This is a genomic window from Sapientia aquatica (genome assembly GCF_004358105.1).
GTDB classification, from domain to species: domain Bacteria; phylum Pseudomonadota; class Gammaproteobacteria; order Burkholderiales; family Burkholderiaceae_D; genus Solimicrobium; species Solimicrobium aquaticum.
Genome location: NZ_SMYL01000001.1, coordinates 654,027 through 672,702 on the forward strand (window position 1 = coordinate 654,027; position 18,676 = coordinate 672,702).

Consider the following 18,676-nt stretch of genomic DNA (forward strand, 5'->3'; position numbering starts at 1 on the left):
TAATTCGGTTTTGCGCCTATAGGAAATACTATGCGTCTCCTCCAAAAAGCACTCACATTTGACGATGTGCTCTTAGTTCCAGCTTATTCTGACATTCTCCCAAAAGAGACTTCCCTCGCGACCCGTTTAACGCGCAACATCACGTTGAACATCCCACTGTTGTCCGCCGCCATGGACACCGTTACCGAAGCGCGTTTGGCTATTGCCATGGCGCAAGAGGGCGGAATTGGGATTATTCACAAGAATTTAACGCCGAAAGATCAAGCGAGCGAAGTTGCTAAAGTAAAACGTTTTGAATCCGGTGTGTTGCGTGATCCGATCACGATTCCACCTAGCATGAAAATTCGCGACGTTATTGCATTATCGCAACAACACGGCATCAGCGGCTTCCCGGTTGTTGAAGGCAATATCGTGGTCGGTATTATCACCAACCGTGATTTGCGTTTTGAACGCGAATTAGATGCTCAAGTACGCGACAAAATGACCCCGCGTGAGAAGTTGGTGTATGTCGACGAAACCGCTGACGTTGTTGAAGCCAAACGTTTGATGAACAAACACCGCTTAGAGCGCGTGTTGGTGGTGAATGATCGCTTCGAGTTACGCGGTTTAATCACTGTTAAAGATATTCAAAAATCGACCGAACATCCTTTAGCGTCTAAGGACAGCGAAGGTAAATTGCGCGTAGGCGCAGCGGTTGGCGTGGGCCCTGACAATGACGAACGGATTGATCTGTTGGTCAAAGCCGGCGTGGATGTGATCGTCGTCGATACCGCGCACGGCCATTCTAAAGGCGTGTTGGACCGTATTCGTTGGATCAAAACCCATTACCCGCAAGTCGATGTAATCGGCGGCAATATCGCAACCGCAGCAGCCGCTTTGGCAATGGTTGAACATGGCGCGGATGGCGTGAAAGTCGGTATCGGCCCCGGTTCGATTTGCACGACACGGATTGTGGCTGGTGTTGGTGTACCGCAGATTTCGGCTATTTCTAATGTCGCAAATGCCTTAAAAGGCACTGGCGTTCCATGTATCGCTGACGGCGGCGTGCGTTTCTCCGGTGACGTGTCGAAAGCGTTGGCGGCGGGTGCTTCGACGGTCATGATGGGTAGCATGTTTGCAGGTACCGAAGAAGCGCCGGGTGAAGTGATTTTGTTCCAAGGACGCAGCTATAAATCGTATCGCGGCATGGGCAGTTTAGGCGCGATGGCGGCAGGTTCGGCTGATCGCTATTTCCAAGAAGCTGATGCCAGCACTGAGAAGATGGTGCCGGAAGGAATCGAAGGCCGCGTGGCCTATAAAGGCAGCGTCTTAGCGATTCTGTTCCAGTTGGTTGGCGGTGTGAAGCAATCGATGGGTTACTGCGGTTGCGCCACAATTGAAGATTTGCATAACAAAGCTGAATTTGTGGAAATTACTTCAGCCGGTATGCGCGAATCGCATGTACACGATGTGCAGATCACCAAAGAAGCACCGAACTATCGCGCTGAGTAATTTTAAATTTTTCCAAAACTAGTTATCTAACCGGCAGTAAATCTACGGAGAGTATATGAAACCAACAGGTGGCACCTCGTCTGTGAGTCCAGTACCAAACTCGGGCGTGTCTGGTTTTTCGATTACACCGCAAGAGGAACGGATACTTCGAATAGAGCGAATTGCGATTCGCCTATTTGGGGTGGCAAATTGCATAGTTAGTTTTGGTCAAGTCTCAGCACGATTCGGTAAAGGTGAGCGTTCGATGGCGGCGCTAGAAGCGGCGTTTTGTGATTCCATTCCTTTTCCCAATGATCCAGTGATAGTCAACGATGCCCGTAATGATCCCAGAACCGTTGCTAATCCTTGGGTAATCGGGCCACCGTACATTCGGTTTTATGCAGTGCAGCCAATTTTTGATAACAAAAAAGTGGTCGGTGCGATTTATCTGATCGACTATGTGGCGCGCCAGTATCAAGAAGAAGACACCTTTTTGTTGAACGATTTAGCCGGTTTGGTTGAGCAAGAATTGATGTTTGATTCGCTGCAAGCCGCTAATGACGATATGACGCGCCAAAATCGCTCATTGCGTCGTGAAAGCATGATTGACCCAGTTTTTGGCACGTGGAATCGCAGCGCGATTTTGCGATCACTGGAAATCGAAGTCGATCGCTGCAAAAAAGCCGGTAAGCCGTTGTCATTAGCGATGATTAGTGTCGATAACTACAACGATCTGAAAAACGATTTCGGCCTGCACTCATCGGAATCGATCCTCATTAAAATGGTTAGCCGCATGCGTTCCTGTATTCGTCCTTTCGATGCACTTGGGCGTTACGGTGTCGAAGAGTTTTTAGTTGTTTTACCCGGCGCATCGCATGTGGTGATTCAGGCGATCACCGAGCGCATTCGCAGCACGGTGATGGCGCATCCTGAAACCCTGAACGATAAATCGGTTGCTGTTACCGTGTCCGCAGGAACAGTATCGACCGATGTGGTATTCACCGATCCAGATGGATTGCTCAATCGGGTGCATCAAGCGTTACATGCAGCGCAAAAAATGGGCAAAAATTGCGTCGTCCATTCGGCACCTGATACGCCTTAATACGTTGTTTTACCGAAATTGGGTGCGCAGTGTTTTGCGCCCCCTTTTTTATTTCTCTTTCTAATTACTTGCAAGTTGGCTTTCATGCATTCAAAAATTCTGATTATTGATTTTGGTTCACAAGTAACCCAGCTAATCGCCCGTCGCGTGCGCGATTCCGGCGTGTTTTCTGAGGTGTATCCCTACGACGTCAGCGACGAATTTATTCGTAACTATGGCGCGTCAGGCGTGATCTTGTCAGGTGGCCCAAACAGCGTGATCGACGATGAAACGCCGCGCGCTCCGCAAGCAGTGTTTGAGTTAGGCGTGCCAGTGCTGGGCATCTGCTACGGCATGCAAACCATGGCGGCGCAACTCGGTGGGCAAGTAGAAAACGGTAAAGTGCGTGAGTTTGGTTACGCCGAAGTACGCGCCCGCGGCCATACAAAACTATTGCAAGACATCGTTGATTTCACGACCACCGAAGGTCACGGCATGCTCAAGGTCTGGATGAGCCACGGCGATAAAGTCAACGTGATGCCAGCCGGTTTCAAATTAATGGCGTCCACCGACAATTGCCCGATCGCGGGTATGGCTGATGAAGAGCGTCAATTTTACGCGGTGCAATTCCATCCAGAAGTGACGCACACAGTGCAGGGTGCCGCGCTAATTGGTCGTTTTGTGCACGAAATTTGCGGCTGTAAATCGGATTGGAATATGCCCGACTACATCAACGAAGCAGTTGCTGCGATTCGCGCGCAAGTGGGTAGCGATGATGTGATTTTGGGCTTGTCTGGCGGTGTCGATAGCAGCGTCGCAGCGGCATTAATTCATCGTGCGATTGGTGACCAATTGACGTGCGTCTTCGTTGATCACGGCTTGTTGCGCTTGGACGAAGGCAAAATGGTCATGGAGATGTTTGCCGAAAATCTAGGCGTCAAAGTCATCCACGTTGACGCAACGGCGCAGTTTATGGGGCATTTGGCTGGCGTTACCGATCCAGAACAAAAACGTAAGATCATTGGTCGTGAATTCGTCGAAGTTTTCCAAGTAGAATCGGCCAAAATTAAAAATGCTAAGTGGTTAGCGCAAGGCACGATCTACCCTGACGTGATCGAAAGCGCTGGCAAAGGCAAAAAAGGACACACAATTAAGAGCCACCACAACGTCGGCGGCTTGCCTGAAACCTTGCATTTGAAATTGCTTGAGCCGCTGCGCGAATTGTTCAAAGACGAAGTCCGCAAATTGGGCGTGGCATTAGGTTTGCCAGAATCTATGGTGTACCGCCATCCGTTCCCAGGCCCAGGATTGGGTGTGCGAATTTTGGGCGAAGTCAAAAAAGAATTCGCCGATTTATTGCGTCGCGCCGATGCGATTTTTATCGAGGAATTACGCAATACCAAAGTCGAAGGAACAGACCAAAATTGGTATCAAGCGACCAGCCAAGCTTTCGCAGTATTTTTACCAGTGAAGTCAGTTGGTGTAATGGGCGATGGCCGCACCTATGAATACGTCGTTGCTTTGCGCGCCGTGCAAACGCAGGATTTCATGACCGCCCATTGGGCCCATTTACCGCATGAATTGCTGGGCAAAGTATCAAACCGCATCATCAACGAAGTGCGCGGTATTAATCGCGTGGTGTACGACATTTCAGGAAAACCACCGGCAACGATTGAGTGGGAGTGAGATTATTTCGTTAAGTCTTTGATTTATAACGTTATTTAACTTACACAAAAGTTTCACGCAGCCAGCTAAGTCATTGATTTAGCTGGCTGCTCCGTTTATAGTTACACGCAATGCTGCACAAAACTGCGGCTATTCAAATTCGTAGTAACCAACGGGCCACAAATGTCGCTAAAGAAAAAAACATTCGCAGACGAAGAAATACCGATATTCGACAGTGCTGTCATCTACAAGCGTGGCGAATATTGGCAAATGCGGATGTGGCTTGAGAAGGAAGGGAAATACGCAAGGTTCAGCCTTCGGACACGCAGTCAATCGACTGCTGAAGACAAAGCTAAAGGATATTTTCATCGGCTCATGGCCGACCAGTTAGCTGGTAAAAAGTATTTTTCAAATACCACGAAATGTGGCGTGGAAGAATACCTTAAGCAACGATACAAGGATGTTGAAGCTGGCTTGATCGTGAAAGGGCGGTACGGCACTATCAAAACGCACCTCGATCACTGGCTCAACTTTATTGGCCGTGACACCAAATTGAAAGAACTTGACCGGACTGATTGCGAAAATTACTTTTACGAACGCACCAAGACAAAAAAGAGAATAAGCGTAAGTCAAACAACCATTGCAAATGAACAAAGCACGATCAACGCGATGATGTTATGGCTGTTCAAACGCCAAGAAACCTTAATCGAGGCTTTTGATTTCAAAAAATTGCCACGAATCGATAAGGGCGACGACACAAAGCGTCGTGCCATGTTCACTGATGAAGAGCTTGCCAGAATTAAAGCCATTCTGGAAGAAAAAATAAAGACATATAAGCGTAAGAAAAAATTAGAGCAAAGTGACCTAACTGAAATTTTAGTTGCGTATTATTTTCTGATTTCCATTGCAACAGGATTGCGTAGAAGTGAGCAGTTGCAGCTTTGCTGGAACGATATTGATACCGTAAGTAAAGGTGTTGCGGGGGAAGGAGAAATCGAAGCAATTGGAATGATAAAATTTACAATTCGTGCTGAAACATCAAAAGTAAGGAAGACACGCAAATTCTTGATTCAGGAGTGGGAATATACCTTTGGATTAGATTATTTAACTCATAACCTTTATAAAAAAGCCGTTGAGGAAAAGCGTGCTCCCGTAGATTACGGAAAATGGCTGCTTTTTAGTCTCGATGGTGTAACGCCATTGACGCCAAGAACAATTGGTCTGCACTTTGACAAACTGCTAAAAGCTGCTGACATTAAAGATACCGACACCCGCGACTTGGTGCCATACAGCTTTAGGCATAATTTTATTACTAAGATGGTGAATGCCGGATTTAATCCGACGCAAGTAGGTGAGGTTTGCGGAACGAGCACCACACAGATCGAGCAAACCTATTACCATACGACGGAGCGAAAGATGATTGAAAATGCTTTACCGAATTACTACTTCAAAGATGATTTGCTCGTGCCAAAATAATTCTTTGCCATTTGTAATTGGTAAGTGTTTTTTTCAGAACAAGTTCGCTCAGCAAAAAGCCCGCAGTGTTGCGGGCTTTTTGCTGAAGAAAACATTGCTACGCCTTGGCAGGCTTGTCAAACCCCTTCAACAGCAAATCCACTTCTCCGGCAGTAACCGCGGCAATGACCGTTTCAATGGTCGGCACCAGTCGAGCCGCTTTGCCAACTTCGATGGCTGATTTGCCGGGTGCAAATTCAATCGGCACATTTCCGTAGCGGACTTCCAGCACCATATTTCCGTCGCTGCCGCTGAACCAAGCCTTGACTCGTTTCTGCACAGTTTCGGTGGTTTTTTCGCCAGTTTCCGCATTGATTTTGACCCGTTGACGGTCAGGGGCGACATAGGGCTTGCCATCAATAAAACACTGTGCAATTTCACGCTGTTCCTGCAAGCGTATCAGCAGCTTCTCGCGGCGAACGATAATCGGGTCAGTGCTTGCCTTGGCTGGCTTGGCAGTAATTTTCAGGCTACCCAAAATTGTGGTCTTCGACATTTCTTACTCCTAAGTGGTTGTTTAGTTCACTTAGTTTATTGTCGGAATCCAGTCTGGACGACCTATATCTGCCATGGTTTCATCGGCTTCTGGCAGCACATTCCTGCATGACATTAGCAGCAACCGCTTGCTGCAATTCAGATAGTCGCATTGCGGCATCTTGAATAAATTCGCTGTCGCTATTTGCAAGCACCTGTGCTCGTGATTGCAGCGTGTAGCTCAGCATTGCCCATGCTTCAATACTTGGATTTTCATTTCGTGAGTTGAGCATACTCAGATAGCTGGGATGCTTGCCCAAGTAGTTGCTACTGAAATCATGCCCGGAACGGCACAGACAATTTTCTTTCAGTTCTTTATATACATCGTTTATCTGCATGTTGATTCCTCCACATGTATTTATCTCTGTCGGCATTTCGTAAAAGTCAGCAATTTTCCAGTTCACGCATAAATACATTGGGCTGCTTAAGCAACTGATGCAAATGGACGCAGCAGAAACCAAAATTTCAAGCGAGCCTCTCGGAACGAGGACGCCAAGAATTCGAAGCAGCAGCCCGAGACAAATTTACGGTGAGAATATGAAAGCAATAAAACAAGTAGAAAATTTGCTGCACCAAAAGCCACGAACCGAAGCTGAATCAAAGTCAGGTCTGAAATATCTTTACGAACTCAGTGAAAAGGAAAAGCAAACTCGCAGATTACACACCAGCTTTGCTAATTGGATCAGCAATGCATCAGCAGGATTCAACTATGCAGTGACTTTGACTTACCCAGAATCATTTGAAGTGAAATATCGCAAACGTGCTGAGCAAATGGCCGGTCGATTTCGCGACAGCTATAACCGTAAGTTCGGCTACGGTTCAAACGAAGAGAGAAAGCAAGCTTTTGATTTAACCAAAGCGGCTCCCATGGTGGTTATCAATGACGGAGATGGAAAGAATATCCGATTTCACCATCACCTTGCACTTGTAAAGCCGGCAGGCATGGCGGATGCAGATTTCCAAGTCAATGTTGATAAATGTTGGCAGGACTGCCTACGCGGTGCAAAAGGTATTACAGATGTGCAGCCAATGGCAACAGACGGATGGAATGCCTATCTTGCACGAAAACTTGAAGTGGGAAATCAGGAGGCATTCGACGTTTTCAGTTCTAACATCTACTGATAAAACGCGGGTAGATTGAGGCTCTGCCGTGGCAGTAGGTGGGCAAGACGAAAGTCTTGTCCTTCGGTGTGACTACTTCGCAAACAATGATTCACAAACAATGCAACATCGGTCAGCGTTATGCAATCACCCACAGACACAGACACAGACACAGACACAGACATACAGAAACAGACATACAGAAACAGACACAGGCACTGGCACTGGCACTGGCACTGGCAACGTAATGTTGCAACCATGATGCCTTCTTAAAGGCAATGGTTACCGAAAAGCAATGCTGCAATTTTCAATCCGATACAGCACCAATGTAATTTTTGCAATGCAACGAAAACAGCGAACAAAACGCCCTTGCAGCGTGGAAATTGCAACCCAGCTACCCAAGCCAGCCCAGCCCGGCAACGACAACAGCTTGACACCCTACAGTGCGTTTGCTGCGTGGCAACGCAATGCACACAAGCATCAAAAGTTCGTGCACAATGATTTGCACGAACTTTTACGCATTGCGTGTCAAATGCCCGATTACTCAAAAAGCTTGAAGCGGCTTGCCAAACTAAAGGAAATCGACCAAAAGCCTGTCGCCAGTCAGGCTGTGCCGAATCATGCAGTAAAGGTTAGTAGACATGCACGATTGACCTTGCTCCTGTCACGCATTGATGCAGGTAATGATGTTGCTCGCAGGGAACTAAAGAACGCACTAACTGCGGATGAGTGGGGACAATTCGACGAATTTGGTAGTTACATTCGCTCCGGCCATCTTGGTGAGCGGCCAGAAGAACTCAAAAAATATGTCGAATTGCTCCGTAAGGCAGATTTTTTTCACTCGCGGGCGGACAGCACTCCGGTAAATTCCAGCAGTAAGCGGGACGCCAACAATAGAACCGGGCGTGACCGGCTGCGATTTAAGGCAGAAGCAACCTACGAAAAGGCACTGGAATATCTGAGTGAAATACTCGATTCAACTGCTAATCGCAATGGATTGATTGAAATGTGGCTCGATAGGCCGGTTGACATGACGCCAGGTCATGAACCAAGCCTTGATCCAATTAGCATGCCACGACTGAAAGGTAGCACTTCTGTCTATTGTCAGAGCCAAGCTGAGTTGACCATCTTTGACCAACTTCGAGACGCAAAGCGGTCAGCGTTGGTCAACGCCATTGAAAGTCTTGTGCAATCTTAAGCAAGCAATCACTAAACCCACTCAGCACTCAAACTTTCCGCCTGCTGCAACACGGTCTGAATCGCTTCTTCTTGCTGGTCAGGCGGATACTTATATTTCCGCAAAATCCGCTTCACCATCAACCGCAACTTGGCACGGACACTTTCACGCTGTGACCAATCGACGCTGACATTCTGGCGGAGATTTTCCGTCAGTTCGTGTGCGATCAGCTTCAGCGTTTCATCGCTTAATTCCCGAACGGCGGATTCATTGTTGGCAAGGGCGTCATAAAACCGGATTTCATCATCAGTCAGTCCAAGCGACTCATTGCGGTTTGCGGCTTCCTTGAACTTTTTCGCCATCTGAATCAGTTCTTCGATGACCTGTGCCGTTTCAATTGACCTGTTCTGATAGCGTTTAATGACATCAGCCAGCAAGTCAGAAAACTTCTTGTTCTGCACAACATTGCCGCCAAACTTGCTTTTGATTTCCCCTTCAAGCAAGCGTTCCAGTAGTTCAACAGCCAAATTGCGTTCAGGCAGGTTACGCACTTCTGCCAAAAAATCATCATCGAGCAAGCCGATGTTCGGTTTGTCCAAGCCAACCGCATCGAAAATATCCACGACCTGATCTGACACGACAGCAGAGCCGATGATTTGCCGGATTGCTAATTCGCGTTCTTCGTCGGTCTTCTTCTTGGTGCTAATTTCACGCTTGGTCAGCAGCACTTTGACGGCTTGGAAGAATGCAACTTCTTCACGCACTGCCTTAGCTTCGTCCAGTGTGCAGCAGAGTGAAAATGCCTTGCTCATTGCCAGAGCATGGTCAGCCCATCGCTTTTTACCGTCCTTGTCAGCCAGCACAAAGTTAGCGGCACTAGCGAGCAGCTTGTGACCGCCTGTTAGGAAGTTGCTGTAATCAAAGCCGTGCAGCATGGCACGCAGCACTTCCAGCTTTTCTTCAAGAACGGAATACGCTTCGTGTGCATCGACAGTAGGGCGACCACGGCCATTGCTGGCGGTGTATTCCTTCAATGCCTGTTTAAGATCGTTGGCAATGCCGATGTAATCGACGACCAGACCGCCTTGCTTGTCCTTAAATACCCTATTCACCCGTGCAATAGCTTGCATCAGGTTGTGTCCCTTCATGGGCTTATCGACATACAACGTGTGCACACAGGGAGCATCAAAGCCGGTCAGCCACATGTCACGCACGATGACCAGTCGTAGCGGGTCAACTGGATTCTTGAATCGCTTTTCCAACTCCTTCTTGACCTGCGTGGAATAGATATGTGGCCGCAGCAATGGCTTGTCGCTGGCAGAGCCAGTCATCACGATCTTGATTGCACCCTTGGCCGGATCGTCGTCGTGCCAGTCTGGGCGTAGCTTGGTAATTTCGTTATACAAATGGACGCAGATGTCGCGGCTCATTGCCACAACCATTGCTTTTCCGCTCTGTGCTTTGGCTCGTTCTTCAAAGTGTGCGACCAGATCAGCGGCCACTTGGCGTATGCGTGGTTCAGCACCAACGACTTTTTCCAGTGCTGCCCATTTGCTTTTTAGCTTTGACTGTTCGTCGCCATCTTCATCTTCTGCAAGCTCATCGACTTCCGCATCCAGTTCGTCAAGCTGTGCCTCTTTCAGCCCAAGCTTGGCAAGGCGTGATTCGTAGAAGATAGCAACGGTTGCACCATCATCCTTGGCTTGCTGCATGTCGTAGACATGGATGTAGTCGCCAAATACTGCACGGGTATCGCGGTCTTCGCCGGAAACGGGTGTGCCGGTGAAAGCTACAAATGTCGCATTGGGCAGTGCATCACGCAGATGCTGGGCGTAGCCGACCTGATAGCCTTTGTCGTCGCCCTTGAACTTTGCTTCAAAGCCATATTGGGTGCGATGTGCTTCATCGGCAATCACGACAATATTGCTGCGGTCAGAAAGCACGGGGAAGCTATCTTCATCTTCACCCGGCATGAATTTTTGAATCGTAGCGAACACGATGCCGCCAGATGGTCGGTTGCCCAACTTAGCTCGCAAATCACCACGGGTTTCAGCCTGCACGGGTTGCTCACGCAGCAGGTCTTGAGCCAGTGAGAACACGCCGAACAACTGGCCGTCCAGATCATTGCGGTCTGTGATGACAACGATGGTTGGGTTTTCCATCGCGGATTCACGCATGACCCGTGCTGCGAAGCAGGTCATGGTGATGCTCTTGCCGCTGCCTTGCGTATGCCAAACGACGCCGCCTTTATGATTGCCGCCCGGTCTTGAAGCGGTCACGACTTGTTCAATAGCGGCACGGACAGCATAGAACTGGTGATAGCCCGCAATTTTCTTAATCAGGCCACCGTCATCTTCAAACAGCACGAAGAACCGCAGGTAATCCAGCAGGTATGCCGGAGCAAGCACACCACGAATCAGCGTTTCCAATTCGTTAAACTGTCCGAGCGGGTCAATAGTGACGCCATCAATCGTTCGCCACTGCATAAAGCGTTCAGCGTCACTCGACAGCGAGCCCAGCCGTGCTTCGCTGCCATCCGAAATGACCAGCACTTCGTTGTAATTGAAGACATCGGGGATCTGCTCTTTGTAGGTCTGTATCTGGTCGAATGCTTTCCAGATATCGGCGTTTTCATCTGCTGGGTTCTTCAGCTCCAGCAACACCAGCGGCAATCCGTTGACGAACAAAATGATGTCTGGGCGACGAGTGTGCTTGGGGCCTTTGAGCGTGTATTGATTGACTGCCAGCCATTCGTTGGCAGCGACATCTATAAAATCAACGAGCCGCACAAAGTCGCCGCGTGTTTCGCCATCTTTCTGATATTGCACTGGCACGCCGTTGACCAGCAGACCGTGAAAGTGCCGATTGGCCGATAGTAAGGCGGGAATACCTAAATCCATTACCTGCTTGACTGCGTCTTCACGGGCGACAACCGGAACAGCAGGATTCAATCGGTTGATTGCATTACGCAGACGCTCAACCAGCAGCGGTTGCAGGTAGTTGCTGCGTTCTGGCGTTTCGCCATCCGGTGCAATTGCATAGCCGTTGACATATTGGTAGCCAACTTCTTGCAGCCATTCTAAGGCTTCGTTTTCTAATTGTTCTTCGGTCATACTCATGCTGCGGCCTCTTCAACAGCATCTTCAGCTTCGGTTATGCGTAGTTGACCGGAAATTAGACGAGGAAGTAGGGCGTCACGAAGGTCTGCAAGTGAATTTGCTTGGCGAGCATTTTCAACGATCCTATCAAACAATACACTTGCCACTTCTTCAAAAGCGGTAAGGATTTCAGTGTTCGGCAATAAGATCGGGATTGGTCTAAATGCCTTCTTGCTTATTTCCATAAAGGTTGAGCCATTTGCTCTGGCCTTTATAACTTCCATGTTCGTTTGGCACCAGAGCAGCATATAGAGCGGCGACAATTTGCCGGTCGGAGGGAATGCTATATAACCCTGATTGATCGCCAATGGAACTTGGGCAATTGCGAGGTAGCCAATTGGTGCACGAGAGGAAAGTAAGAGTGTTCCTGCTGGTAGCAAACCAGAACCAATTTTTGCCAGCCCTTTGTTGGAAAGTTTTCGTTCCGTATTCAGCAATACAGGCGAATTGATGCCGGAAAGATCTTTTGGTGTGGTCCAGCAATGCTCAGCGGGTTCCCAAAAGCTTTCATCTTTTGTATCTGGTGTTGCTCCGCCGACGCAATCAACAACTTCGCCGACAGGCTTAACCGACCAGCCCTTCGGCACCAACCCCAATTCAGATTCTTCAAAGCTATCAGGAAACAATGCCGCCGTTGCTTCATCCATGCCTTCCGGCATTTGACCTTGCTGCTTGGCACGCACCGGATCGAAACCTACGAACCATGACTTGAACAGTGCTTGGGCAATAGCTTCTAGCGTGGCGTTGGTTTCCCGGAGTAGGGCAATGCGGTCGTCGAGTGCTTTAAGAGTTGATGCTGCTCCAATCTGGTCAGCAAGCGGAGGCAATGCGACATTTACCTTCCGCAACTCGCTTTGCTTAATGCCCAGAACAGTTGTGCCGGTTGCACGTGAACGAAGCTGATCTTGCATCTCCTCAGTTTGCAGCAGATAGAGGAGGTAGGTGTTATCGAGCAAGCCAGTCTTACCGCGAAGTGTGACAACACGCTGTGCTAATGCCACCTTCTCAGTGCCCAATTGTGCAACTTCACCAAGTGGTGCCTCAACGGTCAGGACAACATCGCCCGCTTTTGGCAATCCACGACGCATCCAAGAGTCATAGTTATCGACTGCAATAAATTCGGTTGGCGTTTCAATTCGACCGCCTTTTATGATCTTTGCTGTTATCAACGGGATACCAGATTCCGTCTTTACTGGCGTTTTACCGCGATAGTCGATTAGAGCATCAAGGCAATCTTCTAACGGGAGCACAGGAGCGTTAAAATTCATAGCCGAGTCCTCCCAGTTTCTTGCGAATCAGTGCATCCAGTTCGGCTCCCTTTGCCATTTGCTCGCCAAGCTTTTCAGTGAGCTTCTGCATCTTTTCAGCAAAGGCTTCGTCATCGTCTTCGACTTCTTCAGCACCTACATATCGCCCTGGGGTGAGCACATGGCCGTGCTCTGCAATTTCTGCTAGCGGCACACTGCGGCAATAACCTGCCACATCTGCGTAAGTTTCCGAACCTTCGCCACGCCATGATGCAACAGTGGCCGCAATACGGCCGATAACTTCATCGGTGAATTCACACTGCACACGACTAATCATGCTGCCAAGCTTGCGAGCGTCAATAAACAACACTTCACTCTTACGGAATGTCTTTTGCTTGGCAAGGAACCATAAGCAAGCCGGAATTTGCGTGTTGAAGAACAACTGACCGGGGAGTGCGATCATTACTTCGACCACATCAGCGTCAACCATTGCTCTGCGAATATCGCCTTCGCTGTTTTGGCTGGAACTCATGCTGCCGTTTGCCAGCACGATACCAGCACGGCCAGTCGGCTTGAGGTGATACAGCATGTGCTGCAACCACGCATAGTTGGCATTGCCTTGCGGCGGCGTGCCATACACCCAGCGTGGATCACCTTCTAAGCTGCCATGCCACCAGTCGCTGATATTGAACGGCGGATTTGCCAGCACAAAATCGGCTCGCAAATCGGGATGCTGGTTGCGGGTAAAAGTATCTTCGGGTTCGCGGCCAAGGTTGTAGTCGATACCACGAATCGCCAGATTCATTGCCGCTAACCGCCATGTAGTGGGGTTCGCTTCCTGACCATAAATGCTGACATCGCCAAGTTTGCCACCGTGGGCTTCAATGAAACGCTCAGACTGCACGAACATACCGCCAGAACCGCAGCAGGGGTCATACACCTTGCCATGGTGCGGAGCCAGCACAGCAACCAGCGTTTTAACTATGCTGGCAGGCGTGTAGAACTGTCCGCCACGCTTGCCTTCTGCACTGGCGAACATGCCAAGGAAGTATTCATAAACTTGGCCGAGCACATCACGGGCGGCACTGGCATCCACGCCAAAACCGATCTGCGATACCAAATCGACCAACTCGCCAAGCTTGCCATCCGGTAGCTGGGCACGGGCATAGCGTTTATCCAGAATACCCTTGAGCTTGGGATTCTCAACTTCGATGACTGACAGTGCGTCATCAATGCGTTTGCCAATGTCGGACTGCTTGGCATTGGCACGAATGCTTTCCCATCGTGCCGTTTCTGGCACCCAGAACACATTGACTTCGCGGTAATAGTCGCGGTCTTCCAGTTCTTCTGCCAACAATGCAGCGTCAGCATCATGCAAGAAGTAGTCATCGTTTTTGTCAGCAAACCGGCGAATCAACTCTTCGCGGCGTGACTGGAATGTATCGGATATGTATTTGACGAAGATTAGGCCGAGCACCAAATGTTTGTATTCAGCAGCGTCCATGTTCGCCCTGAGTTTGTCTGCTGTTGCCCAGAGCGTTTTCTTGATGTCTTCAATCATTGGCTTCCCTGTAAAACCGTCTTTTTATTTGCGAAATGCATTTCATAACATTGTCGCTTATAAACAACGATAACGGCAGTTAAAACGCAGCAACATCATCGGTTTTGTTGGTTTTCATGCAGTTCCGTGCATGTCCAATCATCTCGTCCACCGCGTAGCCACCTGAGAGCTACCAGCGAGGCCAGCAAGCCAGATGCTACATGCGTGTGCTGTGGTGCCAACAAGGGACGGTTTTTGCCGCAGTGTCGCTGGGCGTAGCATCGACTGCATCTATCGGAACAAGGGAGAGTAGGTCATGCACCAACGGCGACCATGGCACTATGTCGTAGCAACCGAAGCGATGCTGGCCGCAGTTGGCGTCAAATCTGCTACGGCTGTTCAATACGATGCAACAAGAGGCGTGCTTGAGCTGCTGGACGATGACGCAGGCTGCACAGAATGGGTCGTGCGAACCAAGGAACCCAACTTCGCATGGACTGATAGGCTCGAAGCCAAGTTCGGCATAACTGCTATCTACATGGACGACTGGATGATCGACGACTTCGATGCCGATTTCGTGAAGATCAACTACCGTGGTCAGCGGCTGCTCTTCACAAGACCAATGCAGCGTGCCTTCGAACGGCTGATGATGCCGTTCTTGTAGCGTCACTTCAAGCGACGGTGTTGCAGTAGCGGTGGACTGTGGCTCGATCAATACCAAACTGCCGAGCCAATTCGCTGCGGTTTTCGTTGGCGTTATATCGCTGCCGCAATTCTGCTTGCTGTTCAGCGGAAAGCTTTGGTTTGCGGCCTTGATACTTCCCTTCAGCTCGTGCCCGTGTAATACCTTCGATTTGCCGTTCCTTGCGGATACCGTGCTCAAACTCAGCGAAAGCGGCAAACATGGTCAGTGCCAGCTTTCCGGCTGGCGTGTCAGTGTCAAAGCCTTGTTTCAAGATGACCAAGCGTATCCCACGCTCGGACAGCAGTGCAATTTGCGTCAGCACATCAACAGTGCTGCGGCCAAGCCTGTCTAATGCATAGACAACAAGCGTGTCTCCTTCCCGTACATACGCCAAACATGCTGACCAGCCCGTGCGGTGGTTTGCGTTGGTTGTGCCGCTGACTGCTTCGTCGGCAAATTCCTTGTCAACTTGCCAGCCGCCAGCGATGATTGCCTGACGCTGGTTCTGCACAGTTTGCTCGCTTGTCGAGACACGCAGATAGGAAATGATGCTCATTGTTGCAAGGCCTCCCGCCGATTCGTTGCATTAAAGTCGTTGGACTATTGTGCAACAGATGTATCTATTTCGCGACAAAATATGCAACGGTTTCGCTGGGGTTTGCTACTGTGGCATACGGGTAAACCCTATTGCCACAGGGTGTTAATCCTGATACCCGCGAAGTCAGGTACTATGTAGGGTTATCGTCATTGCCTAGATGTGTGGCAGTGATGGTAGGGGGAGGTTTGGGCATGCTCAACCAAAAGGGTGGCTGCTTGAGTAGCCCATTACCAGCAAATTTTAACTTATAAAAGACTCAAAATTAATGGCTACATACAAAGTCCAAAATACGCTAGGCCGGGGGGCATTCGGTAGGGTTGATCGAGCAACCGATGAGGCAGGGGTGGACTTTGCACTGAAATTTTTTGATCCTAGTGCGGTAGTCCTTACTGCAATCGCACAAGGGCATGTATCGTCTGATGAACTTAAGCGTCGTTTTTTTAGTGAAGCAACCTATCAAGCTCGCATTAACCATCCGAATGTAGTCAAGGTCTTTGGTAGCAACCTGTCGGCGACACCACCATTTTTTATAATGGAACTTGCTGAAGCATCGCTGGCGAATGACATGGATAGCGATCACACCTTAAGCGGAAGTCCTCAGCAAGCTTTGTTCGACATACTAGCCGGATTGGAAGGCATTCATGGTCAAGGTATATATCACCGAGACTTAAAGCCGCAAAATATTCTTCGAATTAGAAATGATGACGGGTCATATCGATACGCCCTTTCTGATTTCGGCCTAATAAAAGTCACGACAAGTGACGCAACTACTCTTACTGCGACCGGTGCCCAAGGCGGCACCGAGCGTTATGCTGCACCAGAATTAATTTCAAATTTTAAGAGAGCAACAGCACGCTCAGATATTTTCTCATTTGGGGTCATTTTATTTGATATTTTTGCTGGCCCGATTAACAGAATTCCTTACACAGAAGTACATTTTCCGGGTGCAGTGGGACTTGTTGCATCGAAGTGTACAAAGACATTGGCAGCTCGCCGTTATGGCTCAATTGCTGAAGTTCGAGCTGCTTTGTACGAAGCGTTAAGAGGTGAGACACCGCAGTTTGGCTCGCATCGCGAGGAGCAAATTGTCGAATTGCTGCGTTCAGAGAGTACCTTAACCGCCCAAGATTGGGATCATGTATTTCTCTTGCTTGAAGAGTTGTCGCCAACATCTCGATCGTTTGATCTATTACTTCGAGTTTTTTCTAAGCAACATTTCGAAGCTCTTGCAACAGAAGCCCCTGATTTGTTAATGGCATTTGCTGGCTACTATACGGACTATGTTGACGAAGGGCAGGGGAAATTCGATTTCGATTATTGTGATGTGATTGCCGATAAGCTGACATGGCTCTTTGAGCTTGGTGATATTGCAGTAAAGGCTCGTATCCTGTTGACTATGCTTCGATTGGGAACTTCCCATAATCGCTGGTTTGTCGAAAGACGATTCATGCAACTTGCTGGCACCACATTGGATGCCGCTGTTGCCGAACGAATGATTTTAGATGTCGAAATTGCAGGCATTGATTTGAATGCGAATATAGATCATCTAGAGCGGTCTATAGGCGTGTCTCGCGGCCAGCTCTCTCCAGCCTTGCAAAGATTGTGGGTGTCTGAAAGTGAGTGAATTTCAGATTGCATCATTTTCGATTGCTTCAAGCGAAAAGCAGAACTTCGACGCTATTGCAAACGCGATACTCCCTCGTAATCGACTGCTGCTTGTGATAGCCGATGGCGTTGGCTCATCCCTTCATGGTGGGGAGGCAGCAAGGCTCGCTGTTGCAACATGTGTAGAGATGGCCTCATCAGCGGAAATTTCTGATGTTTTTGTCGAGGCGAATAATCGGATAAATGCGGCAGCAAATTCAGACTATAAACAATGGAGCACGACTTTAACAACCTGCATCCTTGATAGTGACAAGGCTTATGTTGGTCATGTTGGGGACACGCGAATTTATCATTTGCGAGGTGCTGGTATTCAGACTCGCACGAAAGACCAAACAGAAGCCGAAAAGTTGATCGATGAAGGCGTGCTTTCTCGTGAGCGTGCCCGTCGCTATCCGAGAAAAAATGTGCTTCTGTCTGCCTTGAACGGATCGGGCGACTATGAGTTGCAGCAATCGTCATTCGAAGTAATGCGTGGCGACAGGATTCTTCTTCTTTCGGATGGCTTGTATAGGCAGGTTGGCAAGCACGAAATTGTTCAGTTGTCATCCGATAATAACGATGTATCCGCTTTTATTGATGCATTAAAAGCGATGCTTTTTGATCGAGGAATCATTGATGATTCCTCTGTAATATGTGCTGAGTTAAACATGAAAGATGGGCAATAGTTGTTAGTGACCAGCCTTCAAATAGTGGCCTTGAAGTATGGTTTGAAAGTAAGTTAATGGTAGCGAAATCATTTCTTTATCCCATTCATCATGTGTGTAGCTAGAAAGGCTACACATATGGTCTTGCGTTGAAATATGCACAGCAAAAATTTCAGGGAAAACAGTACGGCGGCCAATGAGAATATTATCAATAAGTCTAGCTTCATTATTCATATTGGCGTCACATGAAGGTATTTTCAAAGCATTATCCGGATTAATGATGGCACTTTAGCGACTGAACACTTCAAAGTCGGATAAAATAGCGGGTTGAATTTTGCCGCACAGTGCGTAAGTTTCTTTCCTTGTGGCATTGATTTTATTGAAGAAATTCGTGGTTTATTCCAAAGCAATAAATCCACGCACTTACACAAAAGTTACACACTAAATGCAAGCTATTGATTTTAATGGATAAATTATGTATGTATTTATTGAGTGGGAATGATTTCATGTGCTAATCACATGACTTCGCCGAGTTTAAAACGATGCCATTGATGATCTCTCGATTATCAATGGCTTTTTTATTGGAAGGATGCCGT

At 48.5% G+C, this 18,676-nt stretch carries 16 protein-coding genes; 9 read left to right on the forward strand and 7 right to left on the reverse strand.

Annotation, left to right across the window (positions count from 1 at the left end; all coding sequences use genetic code 11):
* The first annotated feature begins 30 nt into the window (after positions 1-30).
* The 4 genes from guaB to E2I14_RS03015 all read left to right on the forward strand — a co-directional run bounded on the left by guaB (position 31) and on the right by E2I14_RS03015 (position 5,692).
* Positions 31-1,491, forward strand: coding sequence for an IMP dehydrogenase (gene guaB, locus E2I14_RS03000; RefSeq protein WP_133325259.1), 1,461 nt, complete (start codon positions 31-33; stop codon positions 1,489-1,491).
* A gap of 55 nt (positions 1,492-1,546) precedes the next feature.
* A complete protein-coding gene (locus tag E2I14_RS03005) occupies positions 1,547-2,572 on the forward strand; it encodes a sensor domain-containing diguanylate cyclase (RefSeq protein WP_133325261.1) in 1,026 nt (341 codons plus the stop codon).
* A gap of 84 nt (positions 2,573-2,656) precedes the next feature.
* Positions 2,657-4,237 (forward strand): glutamine-hydrolyzing GMP synthase, encoded by a 1,581-nt coding sequence (gene guaA / locus E2I14_RS03010; protein WP_133325263.1) that lies wholly within the window; start codon positions 2,657-2,659, stop codon positions 4,235-4,237.
* A 162-nt stretch (positions 4,238-4,399) separates the two neighbouring features.
* Positions 4,400-5,692, forward strand: coding sequence for a tyrosine-type recombinase/integrase (locus tag E2I14_RS03015; protein ID WP_133325265.1), 1,293 nt, complete (start codon positions 4,400-4,402; stop codon positions 5,690-5,692).
* 97 nt (positions 5,693-5,789) lie between these two features.
* Here the strand turns inward: E2I14_RS03015 and E2I14_RS03020 are convergent, their stop codons facing one another.
* Complete coding sequence (locus E2I14_RS03020; protein ID WP_133325267.1) at positions 5,790-6,227, reverse strand: DUF6641 family protein; 438 nt, start codon at positions 6,225-6,227, stop codon at positions 5,790-5,792.
* A 79-nt stretch (positions 6,228-6,306) separates the two neighbouring features.
* On the reverse strand, positions 6,307-6,603 hold the full coding sequence (locus tag E2I14_RS03025; protein ID WP_165967733.1) for a DUF6626 family protein: 297 nt from the start codon (positions 6,601-6,603) through the stop codon (positions 6,307-6,309).
* Positions 6,604-6,706: 103 nt separating this feature from the next.
* On the opposite strand from E2I14_RS03025, the gene E2I14_RS03030 reads away from it, so the two are divergent.
* Both E2I14_RS03030 and E2I14_RS03035 read left to right on the forward strand, forming a co-directional pair.
* Positions 6,707-7,387, forward strand: coding sequence for a hypothetical protein (locus E2I14_RS03030; protein ID WP_133325269.1), 681 nt, complete (start codon positions 6,707-6,709; stop codon positions 7,385-7,387).
* A 274-nt stretch (positions 7,388-7,661) separates the two neighbouring features.
* On the forward strand, positions 7,662-8,564 hold the full coding sequence (locus E2I14_RS03035; RefSeq protein ID WP_133325270.1) for a hypothetical protein: 903 nt from the start codon (positions 7,662-7,664) through the stop codon (positions 8,562-8,564).
* A gap of 11 nt (positions 8,565-8,575) precedes the next feature.
* On the opposite strand, the gene E2I14_RS03040 is transcribed toward E2I14_RS03035, so the two are convergent.
* The 3 genes from E2I14_RS03040 to E2I14_RS03050 are packed head-to-tail and all read right to left on the reverse strand — an operon-like array spanning position 8,576 to position 14,509.
* Positions 8,576-11,656: a type I restriction endonuclease subunit R gene (locus E2I14_RS03040; protein WP_133325745.1), complete on the reverse strand. Its 3,081-nt coding sequence runs from the start codon at positions 11,654-11,656 to the stop codon at positions 8,576-8,578.
* Positions 11,657-11,658: 2 nt separating this feature from the next.
* The gene (locus tag E2I14_RS03045) at positions 11,659-12,969 is read right to left on the reverse strand and encodes a restriction endonuclease subunit S (RefSeq protein WP_133325271.1); all 1,311 of its coding nucleotides are present in this window, start codon (positions 12,967-12,969) and stop codon (positions 11,659-11,661) included.
* Positions 12,959-14,509 carry a class I SAM-dependent DNA methyltransferase gene (locus E2I14_RS03050; RefSeq protein ID WP_133325272.1) on the reverse strand — a complete coding sequence of 517 codons (1,551 nt, stop codon included), beginning with the start codon at positions 14,507-14,509 and terminating at the stop codon, positions 12,959-12,961. Before E2I14_RS03050 ends, E2I14_RS03045 begins: the two co-directional genes overlap by 11 nt.
* A gap of 295 nt (positions 14,510-14,804) precedes the next feature.
* On the opposite strand from E2I14_RS03050, the gene E2I14_RS03055 reads away from it, so the two are divergent.
* Positions 14,805-15,152, forward strand: a complete 348-nt coding sequence (locus E2I14_RS03055) for a hypothetical protein (RefSeq protein WP_133325273.1) — start codon at positions 14,805-14,807, stop codon at positions 15,150-15,152.
* A gap of 7 nt (positions 15,153-15,159) precedes the next feature.
* Here the strand turns inward: E2I14_RS03055 and E2I14_RS03060 are convergent, their stop codons facing one another.
* Entirely contained in the window at positions 15,160-15,729 is a 570-nt protein-coding gene (locus tag E2I14_RS03060) for a recombinase family protein (protein WP_133325274.1), read from the reverse strand.
* Between the two features lie 307 nt (positions 15,730-16,036).
* On the opposite strand from E2I14_RS03060, the gene E2I14_RS03065 reads away from it, so the two are divergent.
* Entirely contained in the window at positions 16,037-17,395 is a 1,359-nt protein-coding gene (locus E2I14_RS03065) for a serine/threonine-protein kinase (protein WP_133325275.1), read from the forward strand.
* Positions 17,388-18,101 (forward strand): PP2C family protein-serine/threonine phosphatase, encoded by a 714-nt coding sequence (locus tag E2I14_RS03070; protein WP_165967734.1) that lies wholly within the window; start codon positions 17,388-17,390, stop codon positions 18,099-18,101. Before E2I14_RS03065 ends, E2I14_RS03070 begins: the two co-directional genes overlap by 8 nt.
* Before the next feature lie 3 nt (positions 18,102-18,104).
* Here the strand turns inward: E2I14_RS03070 and E2I14_RS03075 are convergent, their stop codons facing one another.
* Positions 18,105-18,314 carry a hypothetical protein gene (locus E2I14_RS03075; protein ID WP_133325277.1) on the reverse strand — a complete coding sequence of 70 codons (210 nt, stop codon included), beginning with the start codon at positions 18,312-18,314 and terminating at the stop codon, positions 18,105-18,107.
* Positions 18,315-18,676 lie beyond the last annotated feature (362 nt).